At 48.6% G+C, this 24787-nt stretch carries 10 protein-coding genes; 9 read left to right on the top strand and 1 reads right to left on the bottom strand.

The features are described from left to right. The first annotated feature begins 6 nt into the window (after positions 1-6). The 8 genes from ACQW03_RS05495 to ACQW03_RS05460 all read left to right on the top strand — a co-directional run bounded on the left by ACQW03_RS05495 (position 7) and on the right by ACQW03_RS05460 (position 23000). Complete coding sequence (locus ACQW03_RS05495) at positions 7-11319, top strand: amino acid adenylation domain-containing protein (protein WP_441948615.1); 11313 nt, start codon at positions 7-9, stop codon at positions 11317-11319. Between the two features lie 4 nt (positions 11320-11323). After that, the gene (locus ACQW03_RS05490; protein WP_441948613.1) at positions 11324-15193 is read left to right on the top strand and encodes a non-ribosomal peptide synthetase; all 3870 of its coding nucleotides are present in this window, start codon (positions 11324-11326) and stop codon (positions 15191-15193) included. 497 nt (positions 15194-15690) lie between these two features. Further along, a complete protein-coding gene (locus ACQW03_RS05485) occupies positions 15691-17346 on the top strand; it encodes an ABC transporter substrate-binding protein (protein WP_441948611.1) in 1656 nt (551 codons plus the stop codon). A gap of 29 nt (positions 17347-17375) precedes the next feature. Next, complete coding sequence (locus ACQW03_RS05480) at positions 17376-18380, top strand: ABC transporter permease (RefSeq protein ID WP_441948609.1); 1005 nt, start codon at positions 17376-17378, stop codon at positions 18378-18380. A gap of 35 nt (positions 18381-18415) precedes the next feature. Continuing rightward, the gene (gene nikC, locus ACQW03_RS05475) at positions 18416-19327 is read left to right on the top strand and encodes a nickel transporter permease (protein WP_023987407.1); all 912 of its coding nucleotides are present in this window, start codon (positions 18416-18418) and stop codon (positions 19325-19327) included. Positions 19328-19570: 243 nt separating this feature from the next. Beyond that, positions 19571-20986: a deoxyguanosinetriphosphate triphosphohydrolase family protein gene (locus ACQW03_RS05470; RefSeq protein ID WP_441948607.1), complete on the top strand. Its 1416-nt coding sequence runs from the start codon at positions 19571-19573 to the stop codon at positions 20984-20986. 69 nt (positions 20987-21055) lie between these two features. Then, complete coding sequence (locus ACQW03_RS05465) at positions 21056-22000, top strand: MsnO8 family LLM class oxidoreductase (protein WP_441952307.1); 945 nt, start codon at positions 21056-21058, stop codon at positions 21998-22000. Between the two features lie 13 nt (positions 22001-22013). After that, positions 22014-23000, top strand: a complete 987-nt coding sequence (locus ACQW03_RS05460; RefSeq protein WP_441948605.1) for an RNA methyltransferase — start codon at positions 22014-22016, stop codon at positions 22998-23000. 4 nt (positions 23001-23004) lie between these two features. Here ACQW03_RS05460 and ACQW03_RS05455 read toward each other — a convergent pair whose 3' ends face one another. Then, positions 23005-23961 (bottom strand): D-2-hydroxyacid dehydrogenase, encoded by a 957-nt coding sequence (locus ACQW03_RS05455; RefSeq protein ID WP_441948603.1) that lies wholly within the window; start codon positions 23959-23961, stop codon positions 23005-23007. Between the two features lie 227 nt (positions 23962-24188). On the opposite strand from ACQW03_RS05455, the gene thpR reads away from it, so the two are divergent. After that, the gene (gene thpR / locus ACQW03_RS05450) at positions 24189-24755 is read left to right on the top strand and encodes an RNA 2',3'-cyclic phosphodiesterase (RefSeq protein ID WP_071639855.1); all 567 of its coding nucleotides are present in this window, start codon (positions 24189-24191) and stop codon (positions 24753-24755) included. The last annotated feature ends 32 nt before the right edge of the window (positions 24756-24787 follow it).

Below are 24787 nucleotides of genomic sequence, written 5' to 3'. Positions count from 1 at the left end.
AGTACGATGATGACAAAAACAGGATTCAATCTGGCGGCTCTTCAATTCAATGAACAGGATTTTCAGGACGCGGGTCCGATCGCGGTTAATGAGCTGCGAGATTCGGATATTGCAGTCATCGGGATTAGCTGTAAAATTGCCGAAAGTGAAAATGCGGCTCAGTTTTGGGATCTTCTGCGGGCGGGGCAGGACGCCATACGCCCTTTTCCTGCCCGACGAAAAAGGGAGCTGGAGAGCCTCTTCCAAGCCGGGCTGTTGAATGAGCAAACGGCATTAAATGAAGGTGGATTTCTAGAAGAAATTGATAAGTTCGACTATCCCTTTTTTCAACTTTCTCCGGCTGAAGCGCGATTGATGGACCCAAACCAACGACTGTTTTTGGAGTCTGCCTGGGCGGCGGTTGAAGATGCGGGGTACGGTGGTAAAAAGCTTTCTGGTAGTCGGACAGGAGTCTATGTCGGCTACAGCAGTGATTTTGGTGAGGAGTACAAGCGGTTTATAGCAGAAATGGCTCCTTCATCAGCTTCTTCAGCGATTCCAGGTAATATTCATTCCATGATTGCCAGTCGGATCGCCTATCTGCTGGATTTAAAAGGGCCCAGTCTGTTGGTGGATACCGCATGTTCTTCATCTTTGGTGGCCATTCACCTGGCCTGCCGGGATTTGCGGCACGGCGATTGCGATACGGCGATTGCCGGCGGGGTGAAGGTCACACTCGTACCTATAAAAGAGGGAAAGGGCGGGGGGCTGGGTGTAGGCTCCTCGGATGACCGGACGAGAACGTTCGATAGCGTTTCGGATGGCACAGGTGGAGGAGAAGGTGTAGCCGCTGTTCTGCTCAAACCCTTGAAGCGGGCCATTCAGGATCAGGACCATATTTATGCTGTCATTAAAGGCAGTGCTGTGAACAATGACGGGACTTCAGCCGGGATTACGGCTCCCAATTCGCTGGCAGGAGAGGATGTTATTGTACGGGCCTGGAAGGATGCTGGGATTGACCCGGATACCATTACATATATTGAAGCTCATGGGACAGGCACCAAGCTGGGTGATCCAGTGGAGATTGATGGTATACGGAGAGCCTTTCGGCAGTATACCGACCGGAATCAATTTTGTGCCATAGGCTCGATCAAAACCAATGTAGGTCACCTGGATAACAGTGCGGGAATCACGGGCTTTTTAAAGGCAGTGCTCGCTTTGGAGCATGCAGAAATTCCGGCGAGCCTACATTTTACCTACCCAAACCCGGATATTAGCTTTATTGATTCGCCTGTATATGTGAATGACAAGCTGCAGCCTTGGCCCAAGGAGGATTTTCCGCGACGCTGCGGAGTCAGTTCCTTCGGGCTCAGCGGTACGAACTGCCATGTCGTTCTGGAAGAGGCCCCGGTGTGGGCTGAAACGCAGGACGGGGGGCAATTGGAGCAGGAAACCCCGGAAACGGTTCAGCTTTTTACGTTATCCGCCAAAAATGAAACAGTGCTAGCAGCCTATGTGAAGCAATATCAGCAATACGTTACGCAACCTAAAGCCTACCCGTTGCGCGATCTTTGTTATACCGCTAATACCGGACGGGGGCAATATAGCTATCGTTTGGCGATTCTGTGCCGGGATTGGGATGATCTAGGAGCAAAGCTGACTCAAATTCAGACCTCAGGCTTCAGCGGACAAGCGCAACAAAAAGAGTTCATACCGGGTGTGTATTTTGGACGTCATAAGGTTGTATCTGCACAGAAGGAAAAAGAAGCAGGAGAACTTACGCTGGAGGAGTCCAGAAGACTGGCAGCATCAGCCAAAGAGAAACTGACCCAGCTTTCATTCGAGTTCGATACGCTGGATTCCCTGTGCCGTATGTATGTTGAGGGAGCAGATGTGGAATGGGGGAGCTTGTATGAAGGCAAAGCGTGCCGCAGACGAAGCATTCCCACCTATCCTTTTGAGCCTAAGCGATGCTGGGTAGAGGTAGAGGAGAAGGCAGTCGTTTCTCAGGCTTCCCATGTTCGAGAATTCACAGAGATGGAAACAACACATCCGCTTTTGGACTATTGTTTGGCAGAAACCGAGGATCAGGATATTTACCTGACCCGTTTCTCTGTTGGGCGTCATTGGGTACTAAGCGAGCATAAGATTTTGGGAAACTGTATTGTACCAGGAACCACTTATCTGGAAATGGTTAGGGCAGGATTGGAAAAATACAAGCGTCTAGGCAAGGTGCTGGAGCTGTATGACATCCAGTTTATTTCTCCGCTCATCGTGGGAGTAGAGGAAGAAAGAGAAGTACACACCGTTTTGCAACGGGAGGGTGAGACGTTTTCGTTTAAGGTATTAAGCCGGACGGGACCCTCAGTTCAGCCGTGGGAGCAGAATTGGGTAAGGCATGCACAGGGGCGCGCGGTGTTTGTAAAGGCTGCCCATCCTGTTATGAGTCTGGGCGATATTCGGACTGAATGCAACGATCAGGAAGTATTAGTGGGTGAGAATCACGCCGAAGCGGCTGCTGCATTTTCATTCGGGCCGCGGTGGGAGACGCTGCGGACGATTGCAATTGGAACAGATCAAGTGCTGGCTAAGCTGGAGCTGCCCGCAGCCTATCATATGGATGTAAGCCAATATGTGCTGCATCCCGCTTTGTTGGATGTGGCCGTCGGGGTAGCAAGCCAGAGTTTAGGAAATGGCCTGTTCCTGCCATTTTCATATCACAAGCTGCGCATTTACGACTCCCTCCCACGGCTTTGCTACAGTTATCTGCGCAAAAAAAGCAAGGTCAGGGAAAGTGGAGAAATTTTAACGGTAGATGTGCTCATTCTGGGTGCCGAAGGTCAGGTACTGGTAGAAATTGAAGATTATGCAGTCAAACGTGTACACGAGGCGGATTTTAAACGAAACCGGTACACAGAACATCATAAATATCATCAGATTGTATGGAAAAAGCAAGAACAAGCACCCTCCGAGTATGAAGAAGATACAGTAACCCGGACCGCAAATAGTTCAGTGTTATCCACACCGCTGGAAACGATTTTATTATTCACAGATAACCGTCCGATCGGTGTATCACTGCGTGGACAGTTGGCGCATGAAGGGTATGATGTGGTTGAAGTGAAGCGGGGAGTCACCTTTGCTAAAATGTCAGACCATGTTTACTTTTCTAATGGTTCCGAGGAAGATCATATACGCTTGTTGACAGAGATGCGATGTCAGAACGCAAAGAAACTGATATACCTCTGGAGCGGGCAGTCTATGGTTCAGCTATTTCATCTGGCTAAGGCAATCGCACAGACCAAATCAGCTGTTAAGGAACTGACGGTGATCGCTGAGCAGGCTTATAAAGTGAATGAATTGGAAAATGAATTAAAACCAGAACATGCGGGCTTGTTTGGGCTGGCCCGGGTCATCGGTCAGGAATACCCTGATTTGAGCTGCCGTTGCCTCGATATAGATACAAGCACCCAGCCTTCAGAACTCATTCATTCCCTACGGCACGATGATGATACATTTCTGGTCGCTTGGCGTAACGGCGAACGTTATGTAGAGCAGATTGAACCTGTGGATCTGACGGAAAGCGAAGCTGACCCGATTGCGATCAGACCGCAGGGAACCTATATCATAACTGGTGGTACTGGCGGGCTGGGATTGGCAATCGGTAAATGGCTTGCTTCTAAAGGTCAGGTCAGACTGGGATTGATAGGTCGCAAGCCTTTGCCACCCAAGGAGCAATGGGAGGCCATTGCAAACGCTGATTCGAACGGAAGCCGTAACGTAAGACAGAACTTAAAGCCAGATATGAATAAAAGGATGCTGAATACGGTTACCGCCTTGCTGGAATTGGAGCAGCAGGGAGCGCAGGTAGAATATTATGCTGTCGATGTAGCTGACGAGACCGCTATGAAGCAAGCCTTGAATGAACTTCGCCACAAGTATGGGGCTATTCACGGTATCATCCATGCTGCGGGTGTGGCTGGAGACGGTTTTATGGCTCTCAAGAGCCAGGACCGCTTTACCGAGGTACTGGCTCCGAAGGTAACAGGCACACATGTGCTTGACCGAATCACCGCTGCGGATACACTGGACTTTTTTATTCTTTTTTCATCTGTGACTTCACTGATGGGTGGACCAGGCCAAAGCGACTACACGGCGGCCAACGCCTATCTGGATGCCTTTGCCGAGTGGCGAAATCACTCCGGCCGACGTACGCTTGCCATCAACTGGGCTCCTTGGCAGGAAGTTGGGATGGCTTTTGAGCATGAGGTTGATTTCCAGGAGAGCTTATTTCAGGCTCTGTCCACACAAGAGGGACTGGCCGCTCTTGAACAATTATTGCTTCATCCCGTTCCGCGTGTCATTGTGGGTGGCTTGAATTACGCTCAGGTGGCCGCGCTGGATTCCGCTGCCATCCCTTTCGGATTTTCTCATGAAATGCGGACTATTCTGGACCGTCATCGTCGGCTTCTGCATGACCATGCGGTCACGTCATCCGCTGCTGTGCGACGTCCTGTACAGCTGCGTGGTCGAACGGCAGGAGAATATAGCTCATCGGAAAAGGTAATCGCAAGCATATGGGCGGAAGTGTTGGGGCTTGATGAGCTGAACATCTATGACAGTTTTTATGAGTTGGGAGGAGACTCCCTGATTGCTAGTAAAATGGTGGGGCAGATGAATCAAAGCTTGTCCAAAAAAGTGGATATGAGCGATATCTTCAACTATATGACGGTCAGCGAATTAGCCCTGTATACGGATGGAGAAGCGAAGCAGCCTCTTAAGACGGAAACGGAGCTGCCTGCACCCCAATCAGCTGACAAAAATCTGATCATTCATCCGGTGGAACAACGTGAGGTGTACCCAGCTTCCTCGACGCAGCGTCGATTTTATATGATGCGTCAAATGGCAGGACATAGCACCTTGAATAATCTATGCAGTGCGATGACCATCACCGGTAATCTGGATCATCATCGGTTGGAGGAAGCCATATATGCGGTGATTCGTCGTCATAGCTCCTTGCGCACCGCTTTTGAGTTGCGGGATAACGAACTGGTACAGAGAGTGTACCCGGAGGTAGATTTTTCGCTGGAATATAGCGAAGGGGACGGGCGCGAGCTGGAAGCGTATGTGGATGAATTTATCCGTCCCTTTGACCTGAATCGTGCGCCGCTGTTAAAGGCGAAGCTGATCCGGCTGAAGGATGATTCCCACCTCTTTCTGTGCGATGTTGACCATATTGCAGCCGATGGAGCCTCAATTGGTATTTTATTAAGTGAAATGATACAGGGCTATTCTGGACAGGATCTACCGGAACTGCCTATGCAATATACCGATTTTACATTGTGGCAAAATCAGCGTCTGGACAGTGCCGAAATGAAAAAGCAGGAGGCATACTGGCTGGACGTATTTAAGGGGACGCTGCCTGTACTTGATTTGCCTACAGATGAGCCGCGGGCAGCACAAATGAGCAATGCCGGGGATGTCTATACATTTGATCTGAATGAGGAATTAACAGCTTTGGCTAAAAAAACAGCGGTACAGCATGGGGTTACGCTCTTTATGCTTCTGTACGCTGTCTATAGTACTTTATTGGCCAAATATGCGAATCAGGAAGATATCATTATTGGCATTCCAAGCGCAGGTCGCCAGTCGGAAGAGGTCCAGCACATGATTGGGCTGTTCATCAATACGCTGGCCCTGCGAACTGCGCCAGCTGAAGATAAGCCTTTCGTGGCATATTTGCAGGAGGTTAAGAAGCACGCACTTGAAGCCTATAAGCATGAGGATTATCCCTTTGAAATGCTGCTGAATCAGCTTGGCGTACCGAGAGACCGGAGCCGGAACCCACTTTTTGATGTTCAGTTTATTTCCCAGAACTTTAGGGGGGAGCCGATGAGCATCAACGGGCTTCGCTTTACTCCGTTGGAAGCTAAGATGGAGGCTGTCCAAGTCGATCTGACAGTCATATGGGTTGAAAATGAAGGCAAGCTGCGTTTTCACTTTGAGTATGCGACTCAACTATTTAAGGGAGAGACCATACGTCGGCTTGCGAGCTATTACAAGAATCTTTTGCAAGAAGTTTGTGCGGATGCTTCGCGGCCGATTGGCCTTATTTCCATGAATCAGGCGGAAGAACAGCAGCGAACCCTGTATGAGTGGAACGAAACCCGGGTGAATTACCCACAGGAAAAGCTGGTTCATCAGTGGTTTGAAGAGCAGGCCGAACAGCATCCTGAGCGGATTGCTGCCGTCTACGGAGAGCATTCGCTGACTTACAGCCAATTGAATATCAGAGCTAATCAGCTTGCCCGGCACTTGCTAACTTATCATTTGGTACCGGACCAAGCTGTCGGCATCCTGGTCCCCCGTTCGCTGGATATGCTGACCAGCATGCTTGCCGTACTCAAAGCAGGAGCAGCCTATGTCCCTATGGACCCTGAACATCCGACGGAGCGGGTGGCCTACATGCTGGAGGACAGCGGCGTGTCTCTGCTCCTAACTTCTGCGGGTACCGTCAGCATCGACACGCTTCGCTTTACAGGGTCTGTCATGGATGTAAGTGATCCGGCCTTGTACAGCGGAGATGCTGATCATGTAGCTTTTGCACTTGCGGGCAAGGAGCCTCTGGCACCTCACCATTTGGCTTATATTTTGTACACGTCAGGATCATCCGGTAAGCCCAAAGGTGTGATGGTTGAGCATAGAAATGTAACGAATTACATCACGGCTTTCCAGCATGAGTTCCATCTAACGGCTGAAGACGTAGTGCTCCAGCAGGCAGCCATTACCTTTGATGCTTCCGTAGAGGAAATCTACCCTACATTGGCAGTGGGGGGAACGCTGGCTATGGTTTCACGGGATGAACTGAAGGACATCCAATTGCTGAATCAATTCATTCGCCAGCAGCAAGTGACCGTGGTTAGCGCCTCGCCGTATATTTTAAATGAGCTGAATCAACTGCCCCCTTTCCCGCATATTCGCACGTATATTAGCGGGGGAGATGTGCTGAAAAGCGAATATGTTACCCAGTTGTTGCGTTCCGCAAAGGTCTACAATACGTACGGACCGACAGAAGCGACCGTCTGTGCTACCTATTATTGTGTGCCGGATATTCCAGCTGTTCATCCATTGCCTGTCGGACGACCTGTAGCCAATGCTGAGGTATACATCATGAATCGCAGTGGTACGGATGTTATGCCTATCGGGGTACCCGGTGAAATATGCATTTCAGGCTGGGGCGTTGCACGCGGCTATATGAACCGCCTCGAACTGACGCAGCAGCAGTTTGTAGCAAATCCGTGGATACCGGGTGAGCGGATGTACAAAACGGGTGATCTGGGCAGATACCTCGAAGATGGGCAAATTCAATTTTTAGGAAGAGTCGATCAGCAGGTTAAAGTGCGGGGTTACCGCATCGAGCCGGGCGAGATTGAAAAATCGTTGCTCCAGCACCCACATATACAGGATGGAGTTGTGTTGGTTCAGGAAGTCCAGCCTGGTATGCATGAGCTATGCGCCTATATCGTTACAGATCACGAATTGTCGGTGGCAGAACTGAAGAACCATCTGTCGGTAACCTTGCCTGAATATATGATTCCGTCTTACTTTGTTCGAGTCGATGAGATCCCGTTAACACATCACGGAAAAATCGACCGTCATGCTTTACCACAGGTTAATGAAAGTATCAAGGTCGGTACGGCCTATGTACATCCAGCTTCACCCTTGGAAGAATGCCTGGTTGAGCTTTGGGCGGAAATCCTGCACCGGGAGCAGATAGGTACACAGGATGACTTCTTCCTGCTGGGTGGACAATCCTTGCTGGCAACCAAGCTGGTCTACTTTATTAACAAGGAATGGAATGTAAATCTGACACTGCGCGACTTCTTCCGGGCAGGTACGGTTCAAGGGTTAGCGACATGGATAGAAGAAATTCAATCGGGCCGTGAACATGGAATATTGGTGGAACAGGACGGATTAATCAAGCCCTTTAATCTCCGACAAAAGCCATTGTTCCGCGTTCAGGTTATTCATCAGCCTGCCAACCGTCATTTGCTGTTCATTGATATGCATCATATTATTACGGACGGGCTTTCCCAAGAGTTAATCGTCGAGGAATTTGCTCGTTTATATGGGGGCATGAGCTTACCGGAATTGACGATTCAGTATAAAGACTATGCCGTGTGGCAGCGTGAGTTTTTGAACAGTGTGGAATTCCGTCAGCAGGAGCAGTTTTGGCTGGAGCTTTTTCAAGGGGAAATTGCAGAGCTGGAATTGCCTACGGATTATGCACGTCCTGATGTGAGAAGAGGTGAAGGGCAAGCTGTTCATTTTGAGCTGGATCAGGAATGGACGTGGAAGTTAAAACGCTTTGCCCTGCAACAAAATGTCACGGTATTTATGGTTCTATTGGCGGCCTATAACCTATTGCTGGCCAAAGCCAGTGGACAGGAAGATATTATCGTCGGCATTCCGGTATCCGGCAGAACTCATGCGAGCCTGAGTCCTCTTGTCGGCATGTTCGTCAATACGTTGGCCCTTCGCAACACGCCGAAGAAGGACATGACAGTGCACGAATTTTTAATGCAGGTAAAGGAACGCTCTCTCCAGGCTTTTGAGCATCAGGACTATCCATTTGAGCAACTGGTTGAGAAGTTGAATTTGGCTGGCAAAACAAGCCGCAATCCGCTGTTCGATACCATGTTTGCATTATTGAACGAATCTTCCCGTACCATCGTAGAATTACCCGGCCTGAAACTGACTCCATGTGATGAAGCGGAGTATACAGGAGCACAATTCGATTTAACATTTACCGCAGCTATGACCGACGAGCATATCGAATGTATTTTTCAATACGATGTAGATCTCTTTACCGGGAAGACGGTGGAACGCTTGAGCCGGGAATTCCTTCAAATCTTACACACTGTCCTTGTCAATCCACAGCAAAAGATTGGAGAGCTTCGGATAGAAGAGGTGGCTGTTGACCCGAATCAGCGGGACAGAGAGGAAGTACTTGAGTCAGCAAGCGTCCATAAGGAAGAGGACTGGGTGAGTGAGCTTGCTATAGCCGCTTCGGAATCGGTGAACGAGGCGGAATGGAAGACACTCGTCCATGATTTCAATCAGACAGACATGGATCTGGGATCTGTAAAGCTGTTACATCAATATTTCGAGGATCAAGCAAGCCGAAACCCTGAGCAGATCGCTCTCATTTCCGGTCAACAGGAGATCAGCTACGGAGAAGTGAATCGACGGGCGAATCTGGTCGCACATAGCCTGCTGGACTCCGGTACCCGGCCGGAGCAAGTAGTAGCTATTGTCATGGAGCGCTCACCGGAAATGATTGTTGCTTTATTGGGCGTGTTAAAGGCAGGAGCGGCGTACCTCCCCATTCATCCAGCCGATCCGAAGGAACGGATTCGCTATATCCTGGCAGACGCTGGTGCCGAATGGATTCTGACCCATCAGCAATGCCATGCCAACTGGATAGATGAAGGAATCCAGCAGGTCATCGACGTCGACTTACTGTGTCAGGATCAGCAAGAACGAGGCAATCCAAAGCTTGTCATCCAGCCTGATCATCTGGCTTATATCATCTTCACCTCCGGCTCAACCGGGCAGCCCAAAGGGGTGATGGTGGAGCATCACGCCTTTAGTGCGCGAGTGGTATGGCTGGCACAACAGCTTGGTTTAAGGGAGCAGGACACGGTGCTGCAAAAAGCATCCTATACCTTTGATGGTTCCATCGTCGAGCTTTTCAGCTGGTTCATGGGCGGAGGACGATTGGTGTTATTGGAGGCAGGTGCAGAAACGGATACCCGTCAAATGCTGGATACCATTCATAGGCATCAGGTTACAGTGGCTTTCTTCATTCCTACCGTGCTGCAAATGTTTTTGTCAGAGCTTTCAGTCGAGGATACGATCCAAGCAGCCACTTTGCGTTGGGTCATGTCGGGTGGCGAACAGATAGGCCAGGAGCAGGTGCGAAGTTTTAATCTGAAGTTCCCGGAAGCGAGATTACTTAATCTGTATGGGCCTACGGAAGCCAGTGTGTTTGCAACAGCCTATACGTGTACGTCTGTATCTTCCGAAGGTCCGATTCCGATCGGACGGCCTGTGGGCAACACCCGGGCGTATATTTTAAATCAGGAGCTGGCGTTGGTTGGTTTGGGGCAGGTAGGAGAGCTTTGTCTGGGAGGGTGCCATCTGGCACGCGGGTATGTACATCTAGATGGACTTACGGCAGAGCGTTTTATCCCCAATCCTTTTGTACCAGGTGAACGAATCTATCGGACAGGCGATCTTGCCCGGATGCTGCCTAGCGGCGAGATTGTTTACTTGGGACGGTCGGATCAAATGGTGAAAATCGGGGGCTACCGAATTGAGACAGGTGAAATTGAAACAGCCCTCTTGCAAAATAACGACATTCAGCAGGCGGCTGTACTTGATTTGACAGATGAGCAGGGCAATAAGTATTTGTGCGCTTATCTGGTTGTGCAATCCGACTGTACAGTTCGAGAACTGCGGGCATTTTTGCTGGAACAATTGCCGGAATATATGATTCCTTTACGTTTTGTGAAGGTGGAGACGATGCCTCTAGGTTCAAGCGGAAAGCTGGACCGTAAGGCATTAAATACCTTGGGGGTAGAGTTGCCTTCCGGCAAAGAACATACACCGCCCCGCAACGAAATGGAACAGCAACTGCTTCTGTTGTGGGCGGACATTTTCAAAACAGGCGCAGTAGGTATAGATGATCATTTCTTTGAGTTTGGCGGAGATTCATTGCTCGCTTACCAGTTCATTTTGCGTGTGCGTCAAATGTTGGCCATCGAGATTACTTTAAAGGAACTTTTTGCAGCTCCGACCATTCGACAACTTTCAGATCACATAAGCTCCAGAAGAGTTGAGTGTCATCACGAGGATGAAGCGACAGTCCGTTCCTTGATCCCTGCTGCGACTCCTAGCGCCCATTATCCGGCCTCGTCTGCTCAAATGCGTCTTTTTATGATGCACGAGCTGAATCCAGAGGATCTAAGCTACAATCTACCGGGTGCCATGATGCTGGAAGGAGAACTGGACATGGCCAGACTTGAGGGAGCCTTCCAAGCGCTTATTCAGCGTCACGAAGCTTTTAGGACCACATTTGATGTGATCAACGGCGAGATTGTTCAGCTTATTCATGAATCTGTTCCGTTTGCCATTGAGTTTTTCAGAACAGAGGAAACCGAGATTAGCAACATACTTCGGGGCGATGGAAAGCTTATGAGAGAAGTCATCCCAGTTCAGCAGCATGCACTGTCATCAGTGAAAGTAGAGAAAAAAGAACGCCGACGGAGGGAGATTTAGCATCATGCATTATGAAGGATATGAAACATCTTCGGCGCAAAAACGGCTATATCTGATTCATGATCTTCTCGGACCTAACATCATCTATAACATGCCCAGCATTCGAATCATCAAAGGAGCGCTGGAGCCGGAGCGGCTGTACAGAGCATGGTGTAGACTGACAGAACGTCATGAGGGCTTGCGAACGTCCTTTACTCAAAAGGACGGCGAGGTTTTACAACTCGTCCATGAATCCATCGACGTATCGATTCCCTATAGAGAACGTTCGGATCAGTGTACGGATAAGCTTGTTAACGAATTTATCCGTCCATTCAATCTGAACGAAGCCCCTCTTTGGCGGGCTGAGCTTGTACCTTTGGTTGATGGGGGAATTCTGTTCCTGTTTGATATCCACCATATCATCGCGGATGCGGTAACCATCAACATTATATTTGAAGAGCTGATGGCTCTATATCAGGGACAGGAGCTTGCTCCATTAGAGTTTCAGTATGTCGATTATACAATCTGGCAAAACGATCAATTAAGCGACATTCATATTCAGAAACAGGGTGAATTTTGGCTGAACCAATTTACAGAGGATGTTCCTCTGCTGTCGCTGCCTACAGATGGAAAAGGCTTAAGGTCCGATTACAGCGGTGGGATCGTATCGTACTCGATTGAAGCTAACACGGCTCACTCCTTGCGTGCATTATGCTTGCAGCACAATGTTACGTTGTATATGGTTCTACTCGCCGCGTACAGCATCCTTCTGTCCAAATATGCCGGACAGGAGGATCTGGTCATCGGAACACCTGTCGCCGGAAGGACTCATTCCGAGTTTGAAGGGATTGTGGGCATGTTCGTGAACACGCTCGCCTTGCGCCAAAAACCGCAGAGAACCAACCGGTTCTCTGATTTTCTGGAAGAAGTGGCAGACCGAACTTTTGCTGCATTTGAGCATCAGGACTACCCCTTTGATATGCTGGTGGAGCAGGTCAATCCTGAACGAATCAGTGGTCGTAATCCCTTATTTGATGCTTGCTTTGTATTGGAAAATGTACCGCAGCCTGTCGTGCAGGCATCAGAGGTCACGTTTTCTCCTTATACTTTTGAACATAAAATCGCTAAATTTGATATCACCTTGTATGCATACGAAATGCAGGAGGGTATCGGACTGGAACTGGAATATCGCAAAGCGTTATTTACGGAGGAAAGCGCCCGCCGTATGCTACTGCATTTTGCCAGAATTGTCGAAATCATTGGCGAACAACCCGATATTCGAATCGAAGACATTGATATGGTTACAGAAGAAGAGCGCACCGTTTTACTTCATACTTTTAATCAGACCCACAGCAAAAATGCACACGAAAAAAATTCGCATGGAGTAACCATCCATCGACTGTTCGAACAGCAAGTGATACGGACGCCTGATCATCCAGCCGTGAGGTGGAAAGAAAAGCAACTAACGTATGATGAATTAAATGAACGTGCCAATCAATTGGCGCGGGTTTTACGGCAAAAGGGAGTTCAGGCAGAAGATGTAGTCGGTATTTTAGCTACGCCTGCGTTGGAGATGATTGTTGGTATTTTAGCTATTTTGAAGGCCGGGGCCGCTTATTTGCCGATTGATCCGCTCTACCCGGATGAACGGGTTCAATATTTATTACAGGATAGTCAGGCGAAAATATGCCTTCTACCGACTGCCAGCACTAGTCGCTTTCCTGGAGTGGACATGTTACTGCTCACAGACCAGAGTCTCTATACGGGAGAACCCCGTAATCTGGAGGACAGCAATCAGGCGCACAATGTGATGTACATTATTTATACTTCAGGGTCTACAGGACAACCGAAGGGGGTAATGATTGAGCATCAATCCTTTGCCCGCCTAGTGTTAGAGCCGGGGCCGTTAGCTATTACGCAAGAGGATCGAATATTACAGACGTGTTCCCTGGCCTTTGATGTGTCGGTTTTTGAACTGTGGGGAACGCTACTGAGTGGGGCAACCTTGTATCTTATTGAAAAAGAAGAGCTTTTATCTGCCGACATACTCGGCAAGAGGATGGCACAGTATGAAATCACGATGGCATGGTTCACGGCTCCTTTGCTAAATCAGCTGATTGATGAGAAACCTTCCATCTTTACTGGACTTCGATTAATCATGACCGGGGGAGACGCCTTGTCTCCGCAGCATATGAAGCTCCTTCGCACCGCCCAGCCGAATTTAACGATTGTCAATGCCTACGGTCCTTCGGAAAATACAATTTTTACGTCGTTCCATACGATTCAGGAGGACTATGACCATAACGTACCAATTGGCAAGCCTGTCGCCAATACACAGGTCTATATCCTGAGCGCGTCCAATCAACTTCAGCCCATTGGAGTACCGGGTGAGCTGTGCATTGGAGGTGAAGGATTGGCACGTGGCTATTTGGCTCGGGAGGAATTAACGGCAGCCAAATTTGTTTCTCATCCCTGGCTCCCAGAAGAGCGTATGTACCGTTCTGGAGATTGTGCCCGATGGCTGGCTGACGGAACGCTTGAATTTTTGGGTCGCATGGATCACCAGGTCAAAATTCGGGGCTTTCGTATTGAAACTGGCGAGATTGAGGCTCGGCTTGCACATATAGAGGGGATTCAGGAAGCAGTCGTGCTTGTTCGTCAGCACAGCGACGGGATCAAATACCTCTGTGCTTACTTTGTTTCCGACGTAGAAATGTCACAGGCAGAAGTCCGGCTGGAGCTGGCTACATATTTACCGGATTATATGATTCCTGCCTGTCTGATCCGACTTCCGCGTTTGCCACTGAATGTGAATGGCAAAGTCGATCGGAACGCGTTGCCAGAGCCTGATCTTGAAGCACTGCGGGAGAATGAATATGTCCCTCCTTGCAATGAACTGGAACAGGAGCTGGTTCGCATCTGGTCGATGGTTCTGCCCACGAACCTGCCGACGGATCGCATTGGCGTAACGGACAATTTTTTTACCCTGGGAGGGAGTTCGCTCAAGGCTACCAAGCTGGTTTCGCTAGTTTTGCGTGAGTTGGGGATAGACCTGCCGCTCACCAAATTATTTACTTTTCCTACCATTCGCCAACTGGCAAGTGCATTTCAGGGAAAGGAAAGAAGTGTGTTTCCAGCCAGAGCAGACACGCTTGTCCTCTTAAAGCCCGGCACAGCGCAGGATAAGCACCTTTTTTTCATCCATGATGGAAGCTTGGATGTCAGTTGCTACATGGAATTGGTCAACGGACTTACAGCTACTTGGAATTATTGGGGCATAAAAATGGATGCTTCGATTCTTGCTGAAAATAAAACAGCCGGGATGAAGGAAGCGGCACACCGATATGTGAATCAATTGAAAAGTATTCAGGAAACAGGCCCGTATTATGTTGCGGGGTGGAGTATGGGGGGAACGCTTGCTTTCGAAATAACCCGACAATTGGAAGAACAAGAAGAACGTGTCGAACTTTTGGCCATTCTGGACACACTGCCACCTTTGAAGTATGACAAGGAAGATCACTGGGACCACCATATTCAGGAACTGGAGAGGATGGAAGAAACGTTGGACTTATCGCTGTGGAAGCGAGCATTTCCAGCCAGCGTACTCCCCTTGCTACCGGAATTTAATGAGTTGGGACGGAGTGAATTACTAGAACGCTTTAAAAGTGTGAATCATTGGGTGAAAATGCAGCATGTCTACCAGCCCGATCGAGCTGTAAAGGCCCCTGTATGTTTGTTTATTTCAGAACATACCTGGGAATTAGGATATAAAGGATGGGAATTGTATTGTAAGGGGGAAATGTTCACGCATAAAGTGCCTGGCGATCATTTCTCTATCGTAAAAGGAGCCCAAGCCGTGTCTGTAGGTTTGGTGCTGAATACATTTTTGAGGTAAGATTATGCTCCTGCTTGGCGGTTGAAGATCCCAAGTAGGAGCATTTGTTTGATATGATCGTGTAAGTTGGTTTGTAATATTAATTGACATGATGTATAAAAACATATCGTAATGTATGAAAAACCCCCTTGTCTGCTTCCAGATTTTATAGTAAAGTATCCAATAATCAACTTTGTTTGAGCATAATATTCACTGTTTGTGAGTATATATCACACTTTCACCACGACCTCACATACTCCTCTTTCTATTTATTACATCACATCTATTCATTACCCTACAGCATCTCTTACACCACTAGATTATGAACACTTCTGTGCCAGTATTTTCAATAAAAGCCTGTCCATAGAACCCTATACCTTCCCTACTACACCTATTTGATGAACTCGGAACCTGGGACCACAGCTTGAGGACAAGCTTGTCATGTCAATCCAAAGGAATTGGCATTCATCCGGTATCAACGAATTAACAATATATAAGGTGTGAAAGGGGTTTGCTGCATGAGCAAAAAGTATGCAAAACACAAAGTCTGGACCGTTCTGCTGGTGCTTGCGCTAGGAGCTGTTTTGGCGCTTTCCGGTTGTGGGGGATCAGGTGAAGGAGCAAAGCCAGAGGCAGAGAAAACACCAAGCGGAGCAGGAGAGGGCGTGCAGGACACGCTCATTTATGGACGCGGCGGAGATTCCGTGGCGCTAGATCCTGCCATTGTGACTGAAAGCGAGTCGCTAAAAATCGGAATGCAAGTGTTCGACACACTGCTGGAATATAAGGAAAACACAACGGAGATCCAACCGGGGCTTGCAGAGAGCTGGGAAGTATCACCGGATGGACTGGTCTATACGTTCAAGCTGCGTCAGGGTGTAAAATTCCATGACGGAAGTGACTTTAACGCAGATGCGGTTGTGTTTAACTTTGACCGCTGGGCTGATCCGAAAAGTCCATACAAATTTGAAGGTGACTCGTTTGACTATTATGATTCTATGTTCGGTCCTGAAGGAAGTAGGGTGATTAAGGAGGTTAAAGCGGTAGATGCGAACAGCGTCCAGTTTACACTAAACAAGCCGCAGGCGCCGTTTTTACAAAATATCGCTATGCCGTCCTTTAGTATTTCAAGTCCCAAGGCTATTCAGGAGAAAAAGGCTGATTTCAAGAGTAATCCGGTCGGCACGGGTCCTTTTGTATTTAAGGAATGGAAACGGAATGATACCATCACGCTGGAGAAGAATCCAAACTATTGGAAAAAGGGGCAGCCGAAGCTGGCAAAGATCATTGTTCGTTCCATACCCGACAATACCGCGCGATTTAATGCTCTGCAAAACGGGGAAATTGACCTGATGGAGGATTTGAACCCGGATGATGCAAAGCAGTTAGACGGTAATAGCGAATTGGTCAAAATTGAACGTCCCTCCTTTAATGTGGCGTACATTGGCTTTAATTTAAAGAAAAAAACCTTCAATAATCCCAAGGTGCGGCAGGCACTGAATCACGCAGTGAACAAGCAGGCCATTATTGATGCATTGTTTGCAGGGCAGGCTAAGCCTGCGGTCAATCCGATGCCACCTACGTTATGGGGGTACAACGATAGTATTCAGGACTACGCCTATGATCTGGATAAGGCTAAATCTTTGCTGGCGGAAGCGGGCTTTCCTAACGGGCTTCCCGAGCCGTTAACCTTCTATGCAATGCCCGTATCTCGTCCTTATATGCCTGACGGCAAAAAGGTGGCAGAGGCCATTCAAGCCGATTTTGAAAAAATAGGCGTCAAAGTAAACATCCAATCCCCGGAATGGGCTACGTATCTGGATGATGTTAAGGCGGGGGAAAAGGATGATCTGTATATGCTGGGATGGAACGGGGACAATGGTGACCCGGATAATTTCCTTTATACATTGCTGGACAAGGATACGATTCCAGGCAATAACCGCAGTTTTTATGTGAATGAGGAACTTCATAAAATATTGGTGAAGGCGCAGGTTGAGGTCGATCAGGACAAGCGTGGGGAACTGTATAAACAAGCACAAGTGATTATTAAACAGGATGCCCCGTGGATTCCATTGGTTCACAGCACACCGCTGATGGCAGGTAAAGCGAATCTCAAGGGTTTTGTACCTTCTCCAGCAGGTATGGAAGCGTACGGAAATATTTATTTTGAATAGCCCAAACGCAAGTAGGCGGTGAATCTGATATGAACTCATATATTGTGAAAAGACTGGCTATATTGATTCCTGTATTACTGGGCATGACGCTCATCGTATTTTCGATTATTCATGCCATTCCGGGAGATCCGGCGGAAACCATACTGGGAGATAAGGCTACGGAGCAGTCCAAGCAGGTGCTACGTGAGCAATTGGGGCTGAATAAGCCGTGGTTACAGCAATATGGGACCTATTTAGGTGAGCTGGCACAAGGGGACTTGGGTGATTCCATTCGCACCAGGCAGCCGATTGCCCGGGAAATGGTCCCTTATCTGGCGGCTACGCTGGAGTTGACAGTAGCAAGCATGTTTTTTGCCGTTGTAGTCGGAATGAATGCCGGCATCGTGAGTGCCTGGAAGAGAAATTCCTGGTTTGATTATGTCAGTATGGTCATTGCCCTGGTCGGAGTATCGATGCCGATTTTTTGGCTGGGCTTGATGGAGCAATGGATCTTTGCAAATAAACTGCATTGGCTTCCTTCCATCGGACGCATGAATTCCCGTGATCCGGTGGAAGCTGTGACACATTTAGCCGTGATTGATGCGTTCATAGGTGGACGTATGGATCAGGTGTGGACCGTCATCAAGCATTTGATCCTGCCCAGTATCGCACTGGGAACGATCCCTATGGCGGTCATTGCGCGCATTACCCGTTCCAGCATGCTGGAGGTTATGGATGCGGACTATATCCGTACAGCTCGGGCGAAGGGGCTGGCATCTTTTCAAGTCGTATACAAACATGCGCTTAAAAATGCTGCGATCCCCGTACTTACTGTCATCGGTCTTCAGACTGGCTCCCTACTGGGAGGCGCGGTACTGACAGAAACCATTTTTGCCTGGCCTGGCATCGGACGGTATATTTTTGAAGCGATCAGCTCGCGTGACTATCCGGTTATTCAAAGCGGAATTCTGATCATTGCGTTCCTGTTCGTCATCATTAATCTGATTGTCGATTTGCTGTACGCGGTGCTCGACCGGCGTATCCGTTATCAGTAATCAAGTCGCCAATTGTTCAAGGGGGAGCTTGTCCGATGTCACAATTTTCAATGGAACCCAACAACATACCGACGACACGCAGCACATTGGCGCATTTGCCTGTCGTGACTGGCCCTTGGAGAGACGCATGGAGGGCTTTCCGTCACAACAAAATGGCGTTCGTCGGCCTGAGCATTATTATCTTCTTTGTCATCATTGCTTTGATTGCGCCGTGGATTGCTCCTTTTGACTATAAAGAGCAAAATTTGGTGAGCCGTTTGCAGCCTCCTTCTGCGGAGCATTGGTTCGGTACGGATGATCTCGGTCGAGATTTACTGACTCGCACGCTGTATGGAGCCAGAATCTCGTTGTGGGTCGGTTTCTTGTCCGTTATTGGTTCAATGATTGTAGGAACGGCCTTAGGTTTAATCGCAGGATTTTACGGAAAATGGGCAGATATGGTCATCTCGCGGCTATTCGACATTTTACTGGCATTTCCGGGGATTTTGCTGGCCATTGCTATTGTGGCCATTCTAGGACCTTCATTGGAAAATGCGTTGTATGCCATTGCCATTGTCAATGTGCCAACATATGGACGGTTGGTTCGATCTAAGGTGCTGAGTGTCAAAACGGAGGAGTATATCACTTCTGCCAGAGCGCTTGGAGCCAACAATACACGAATCATCCTCCGTTATATTTTGCCTAACAGCCTGACGCCGATCATCGTACAGGGAACGTTGGGGATCGGAACGGCCATCATTGAAGCGGCAGCGCTTGGATTTTTGGGCTTGGGTGCACAACCTCCTGAGCCAGAGTGGGGTAAAATGTTGTCCGATTCGCGGCAATATATCCAGAACGCGCCGTGGACAGTTATTTTTCCGGGGGTATCTATCATGCTGACCGTATTGGGCTTTAATCTGATGGGTGATGGGTTGCGGGATGTATTGGACCCGAGGGCGAAGCGTTAGAGCAAAAGTGGTGAGGTATATAAAGTTGAGTAAAGAGGTGTTCTCTGGCCTGAATCAAATGGCTGGAGAACACCTTTTTTATATGACATTAAGAGCTTTCCGTAGGATAGCTCACTTCGGAAGCACCATCCGACTGCGCAGTGACGCTAAAAGTAACTTTTACAGTTGAAAGTCATGTGAGCTTTCCTGAGGCGCAAAAAAAATGTATAATCACTCCAATTGAGTACGTAGGGAGTGGGCTTTATGACATGGCAGGACAAGAGAGAGCATCGACAGTTTGCGGAACAGACACGAAGCGACGCTTCACGGGCCGCATATGAACGGGACTACTCCCGTTTGATCCATTCACCGACTTTCCGTCGGTTGCAGGGTAAATCACAGGTATTTGGCGCAGGCACGGGCGATTATTACCGCACACGACTGACGCATTCTTTGGAGGTAGCGCAAATTGCGCGTGAAGCATCACGAAGCTTGCTGCGCCGCCATCCCGAAGTAGAACTGGAACAGGCAGATAACGCAGGACTGATCATTGACCCTGAAGTGGTAGAATGTGCTTCCATCGCACATGACTTTGGGCATCCCCCGTTCGGACACAAGGGAGAAGAGGTGCTGGACGGGATTTTGGATCAACTGACTAAAACAAAGGTAGAAAAGATATCCTCTGCCGGAGGCTTCACACCGGAGTCCAAGCGTGGACAGGAGGCCTATGCGCGTGAGCGACGAATTTATGAGCATTTTGAAGGGAACGCGCACAATTTCCGGCTGATTATGTTTTTGGAGAAGCGTGAGAACGTGGATGGTTTGAATTTGTCGGACGCTGTGTTACTGGGGATCAACAAATACCCGTACCCAGGGATTCTGAACAAAAAAGGGTTGTATCTGCATGAGTGGGAATATATACGTTCCATCCGCGAGGATTGGGGTATCCCTGATGGTAAAAAAACGCTGGAAGCCCAGCTTATGGACCTGTGCGACGATATCGCTTATTCTGCGCATGATTTGGAGGATGGGATTAAGGCTGGAAAAATCGAGGTACACGAGCACTTCTTGTATGATCCGTATTTAATTCGTCTGATTACGGAGAAAATCACCACGTTGGAGGATAGCTTCTGGCAAGGCTGGCAACTGGCTCAGATTGAGCAGAAGGTAGCGGCTGTGCTGAGTGAATTTTTGAAGGTGTGGAATGGCAAGATGCCGATGTGTGAACACGATTATTCCCGGACCCGCCGTGAAGTGAAGGCATACTGGGTCAGTCTGTTTGTCAGCAGCTTGGGTGTAATTGATGATGGAAATTGGAAAAAGGTGACCTTTGTACGGGATGGAAACGAAGATTTGGATATGCTGCGCACGGTGAGTGTATTGAAAAGCTTTGCTTGGGTTACGATGATCCGCGATCTGCGCGTACAGCGACTGCAAAAACGGAGTGAGTGGATGCTCAAACGACTTTGGTTGGCTTTTCTGGACCCGGAAACATCCAAATCTATTATTCCAAGCGACTGGCTCCAGCGCTATGAGCGCGACCAAGCCAAGACGAAGCCGATCTGGACATGGGAGCATATGGTTATAGACTATATTGCAGGCATGACCGATGCTTTTGCTGAAAAAATCTATAATGAGTTATACGGCCTGAAGGTGGGTTCCATTTATGATCTGGATTAACCTTTAAATTCCCCCTATATAGTAGAAGAAACTGGTTTGTAGCGGATAGTAGGAGGGAGGATTGTGTCTATGCCATCTCAGTCTTTATCTATAAAAAGGTTGAATCTCGGTGTGCTCGATATGGTGCCGTTGCTGCCCGGTAACCGTCCGGAGCAGGCGGTTCAACGAGCTGGTGAACTAGCGAGACGGGCAGAAGCATGGGGATATACACGCTACTGGACCTCGGAGCACCATGATATGGAGGGGCTGGCTTCCTCCAGCCCGGAAGTGCTGCTGTCTCATATCGGAGCGGTGACGAAGACAATCAAACTGGGTGCGGGTGCTATTTTGCTCCCGCATTATAGTCCAGTCAAGGTCGCGGAATGGTTTCATCTGCTGACAGCTCTATATCCTGGCAGAGTTGAATTGGGCCTGGGGAGAGCACCTGGTGGGGGACCTCATGCTTCGATGGCACTGAGCGGCAATTTTCTTCAACATGTGGCGGAGCTGCCACAGACGATGGAAGCCCTATTGGCTTTGCTGGAAGGTACTTACGAATATGAACAGGTGCCCGTGTTTGCCCGGCCAATGCCTGAACAGCCGCCAGCAGTGTGGATGCTGGGTACAAACCGAAAAAGTGCCGAATATGCCGCCCAGTATTCAACAGGCTATGTATTCGGTCAGTTTATGAGTGAACAGCAAACGGGAGAAATGCTAAGCATTTACCGCTCCAGCTTTCAACCATCCAACCGGATGGACAAGCCACGTACCATGGTTGCTGTAGGAGCAGTATGTGCCTTGACGGATGAGCTGGCGCAGCAATGGGCTGGTCAGATTTCATTGGGCAACCCGGCAATGCGAGCCGGTTGGCTGGTGGGAACGCCGTCGGTTATTGCCGAATGGTTACGTGAATTGCAGATTAAATATGATACTGATGAGTTTCTGTTGGTCACACCGATTCCCGATTATGAGCAGCGGCTTCACTCCTACTGTCTAATAGCGGAGGCCGTAAATTCTAGCCTTGATTCCAAATGAAAAGAGATTTGACATGAATAAACAGAAAACGAATATCGATGAAATGAAACCAAGCTACGTCTATACCTATGCATGTCATGAAACAGAGCGTGAGTTATGTCTTTTGGAATTAAAATGCTTGTTCGATCAGCCGCCCGTGCAGGACTCTATCCTATTGTCCCATCGGCGTCTGGAGCCGGAGACGAGCCCGTTTATTCATCTTCGGCTGGATGTAATGACAGATGCGGGAACGCTGGAAGAGCTATGCGAGGCAGCTTCTATGTTACAACTTGAGGAAGGAAAGACTTTCAAGGTGTTGTGCCTTAAAGAAGGTGACCATGAGGCTGACTATGACGAGCGGCGCGGGATCGAACGCCGGATTGGTGCACGTATTCATGGGCAGGCGCAAATGAAGACACCGGATATCACCCTTGGTGTTATTCGGATAGGAGAACGGTGGCTACTGGGCACGTGTCAGTATAGCGACAGATCGTGGCAGGAGCGTCGTCAGAAGCCGCAAAATTATTCTACTGGACTACCCGTTCTGGTAGCCAGAGCACTTGTGAATTTGGCAGCAACTGATCTAACAGCAGCAAAGGGAGAGTCAGGCTCATTGAAACTGCTAGACCCGTGTTGTGGTATGGGCAATGTAATGATTGAGGCTTTGAGTATGGGAAAGGATATTCGCGGTTGTGATATCAACCCGTTGGCGGTGCGTGGGGCACGAGTGAATTTGCGTCATTTTGGATATGAAGAAGATCTAGTGAAGCTGGGGGATATGAATATGCTCGAAGGTACATACGATGCGGCCATATTGGATATGCCCTATAACCTGTGCTCCGTGCTCCCGGCTGATGAACAAAAGAAGATGCTGCGCAGTCTGAGACGCTTGGCCGCGCGGGCAGTGGTCGTGAGCACGGAGCCGATGGAAACATTGTTATCCGAGTCAGGCTGGACCCTTACGGAGCAATGCCGCATACATAAGCCAGGTATGAGTCGGGAAATTTGGATCTGTAAGTAGTGAGTTAATACTGAGTTTTGTAGTTAACCACATTCAGCGGTAGCTCCTGATCAGCGGCATAGGCATTCAAATTAGTAAGAAAAATATCTACCGCCCGTTCGGCATATCGGTCCGTATCGCCTGCAATATGCGGTGTGATCAAGACATGGTCCAGACTCCATAGCGGATGTGAAGCAGGTAGCGGTTCTTCCTCGAATACATCCAGTCCGGCAAAGGCAATATGCTCTTGCTCCAAAGAGCGTACAAGCGCATCCGTATGAACGGTGCCACCGCGGCCTACATTAATGAAGAAGGCTCCCTTACGCATAGCTGCAAATGCTTTTTCGTCAAAGAAGTGATGGGTTTCCTCGGTGAATGGCAATATATTTACCACGATATCCGCTGCTCCCAATGCTTCGTGTAGTTGTTCGTTAGTATACATGTGCTCTACATGGGGAGCTTCCTTGCCAGAACGGCGGACTCCGATCACCCGCATGCCAAAAGCTTCTGCAATCCGCGCTGTTTCACGGCCAATTTCGCCAACGCCTGTAATCAACAGCGTTTTGCCACGTAATTCCGTCAGTTGGCCTTTCGGTGGCTGCCATGTTTTCTGACGTTGCAAGAGAGCTGCTTGCTGTAAATAACGTGTATGCGATAGCAGCATTCCAAAGATCTGCTCTGTAATTGGAATTGCATGTACACCACTTGTATTCGTTAGTAAAATGTTACGCTTCTCCAATTTGGTAAGCGGGAGCTTATCAATCCCAGCCGACCAGGTTTGTATCCACTTCAGCTTGCTGTCTGGATGTAAGGCCTCCTCGGCAATATGCTTGGACCAGCCTAGAATAACCTCGGCCTCACGGATTTGTTTAGACTCTAATTCTTGAGCTTTGCCAATAATCAACTCGTAGTCCGGAGCCGTTGCACGAACTTGTTTTTTTTGCTCTTCCGTAAGTTGATGTAAGCTTAAAATGTTTCCCATAGTTCATAGCCTCCTCGATTTTTGATTCCTTGGAGTTTCCAATATATTCTGGCGAACCATCCTTTCAAGAATAACAGATTGCCGAAAAAATTGCATAAGATGGGTAAAAACGAGCTCGCAGTGTCACTATATATAACAACAAATGGCTTTACCCTGATCAGGGACAATCCAAACAGCTACTTTTTGAGATATCCACAAATATCTATTAGGAAAGGAGGTATAGGTTGATGAAAAATGAATCGCAAAGACTTTTTACAGCTATTGCTCTCCCGAATGAGCATAAGAAGAAGTTACGTGATTGGGTGGAGCAGGATTTGAATGACCTGTCTTTTCGCAAATGGAGTGATTTCAGAGATTATCACGTGACACTTCAGTTTTTGGGTGATGTGGAGACTGCGGCTATACCAAAACTTGAGCAGGTTTTAGTTCAAGCTGCAGCTGAGCATGGCCCGTTCACGCTCGGCATTGGAGAAGCGGGCTTTTTTGGCCGTGAAGAATTTCCGCGTGTATTGTGGAGGGGAGTGACCGGGCAGCGTGAGTCACTGGATCAACTGTACCAGTCCATAATTCAGGCTACCGAACCGCTGGGTTTTAAACCCGAGGAACGACCTTATCGACCTCATATCACCCTAGCACGTTCGTACACAGGAGAACAGCCTATTCCACCGTCTATTTGGCAGCCAAATGACCGATGCGACGAGCCGTGGGAAGTGGGAGAATTTGTTTTATATGCAACTCGAATGGGGCAAAAACCAATGTACCAAATAATTCAAATATTCCCATTAATGAGGTGAAAGCCTTGATCTATCAGCGAATTTAGTGATAT

It is taken from the genome of Paenibacillus sp. DRB1-1, assembly GCF_052119485.1.
GTDB classification, from domain to species: Bacteria; Bacillota; Bacilli; order Paenibacillales; family Paenibacillaceae; genus Paenibacillus; species Paenibacillus polymyxa_B.
The sequence above is the reverse complement of the archived record's forward strand: the minus strand, read 5'-3'. Positions and strand labels throughout refer to the sequence as shown.

Coding starts and splice junctions, on each gene's coding strand:
- ACQW03_RS05460 (WP_441948605.1), top strand. CDS start 22,014: ATGAATAAACAGAAAACGAATATCGATGAAATGAAACCAAGCTACGTC.
- ACQW03_RS05485 (WP_441948611.1), top strand. CDS start 15,691: ATGAGCAAAAAGTATGCAAAACACAAAGTCTGGACCGTTCTGCTGGTG.
- thpR (WP_071639855.1), top strand. CDS start 24,189: ATGAAAAATGAATCGCAAAGACTTTTTACAGCTATTGCTCTCCCGAAT.
- ACQW03_RS05465 (WP_441952307.1), top strand. CDS start 21,056: ATGCCATCTCAGTCTTTATCTATAAAAAGGTTGAATCTCGGTGTGCTC.
- ACQW03_RS05495 (WP_441948615.1), top strand. CDS start 7: ATGATGACAAAAACAGGATTCAATCTGGCGGCTCTTCAATTCAATGAA.
- ACQW03_RS05470 (WP_441948607.1), top strand. CDS start 19,571: ATGACATGGCAGGACAAGAGAGAGCATCGACAGTTTGCGGAACAGACA.
- nikC (WP_023987407.1), top strand. CDS start 18,416: ATGTCACAATTTTCAATGGAACCCAACAACATACCGACGACACGCAGC.
- ACQW03_RS05455 (WP_441948603.1), bottom strand. CDS start 23,961: ATGGGAAACATTTTAAGCTTACATCAACTTACGGAAGAGCAAAAAAAA.
- ACQW03_RS05480 (WP_441948609.1), top strand. CDS start 17,376: ATGAACTCATATATTGTGAAAAGACTGGCTATATTGATTCCTGTATTA.
- ACQW03_RS05490 (WP_441948613.1), top strand. CDS start 11,324: ATGCATTATGAAGGATATGAAACATCTTCGGCGCAAAAACGGCTATAT.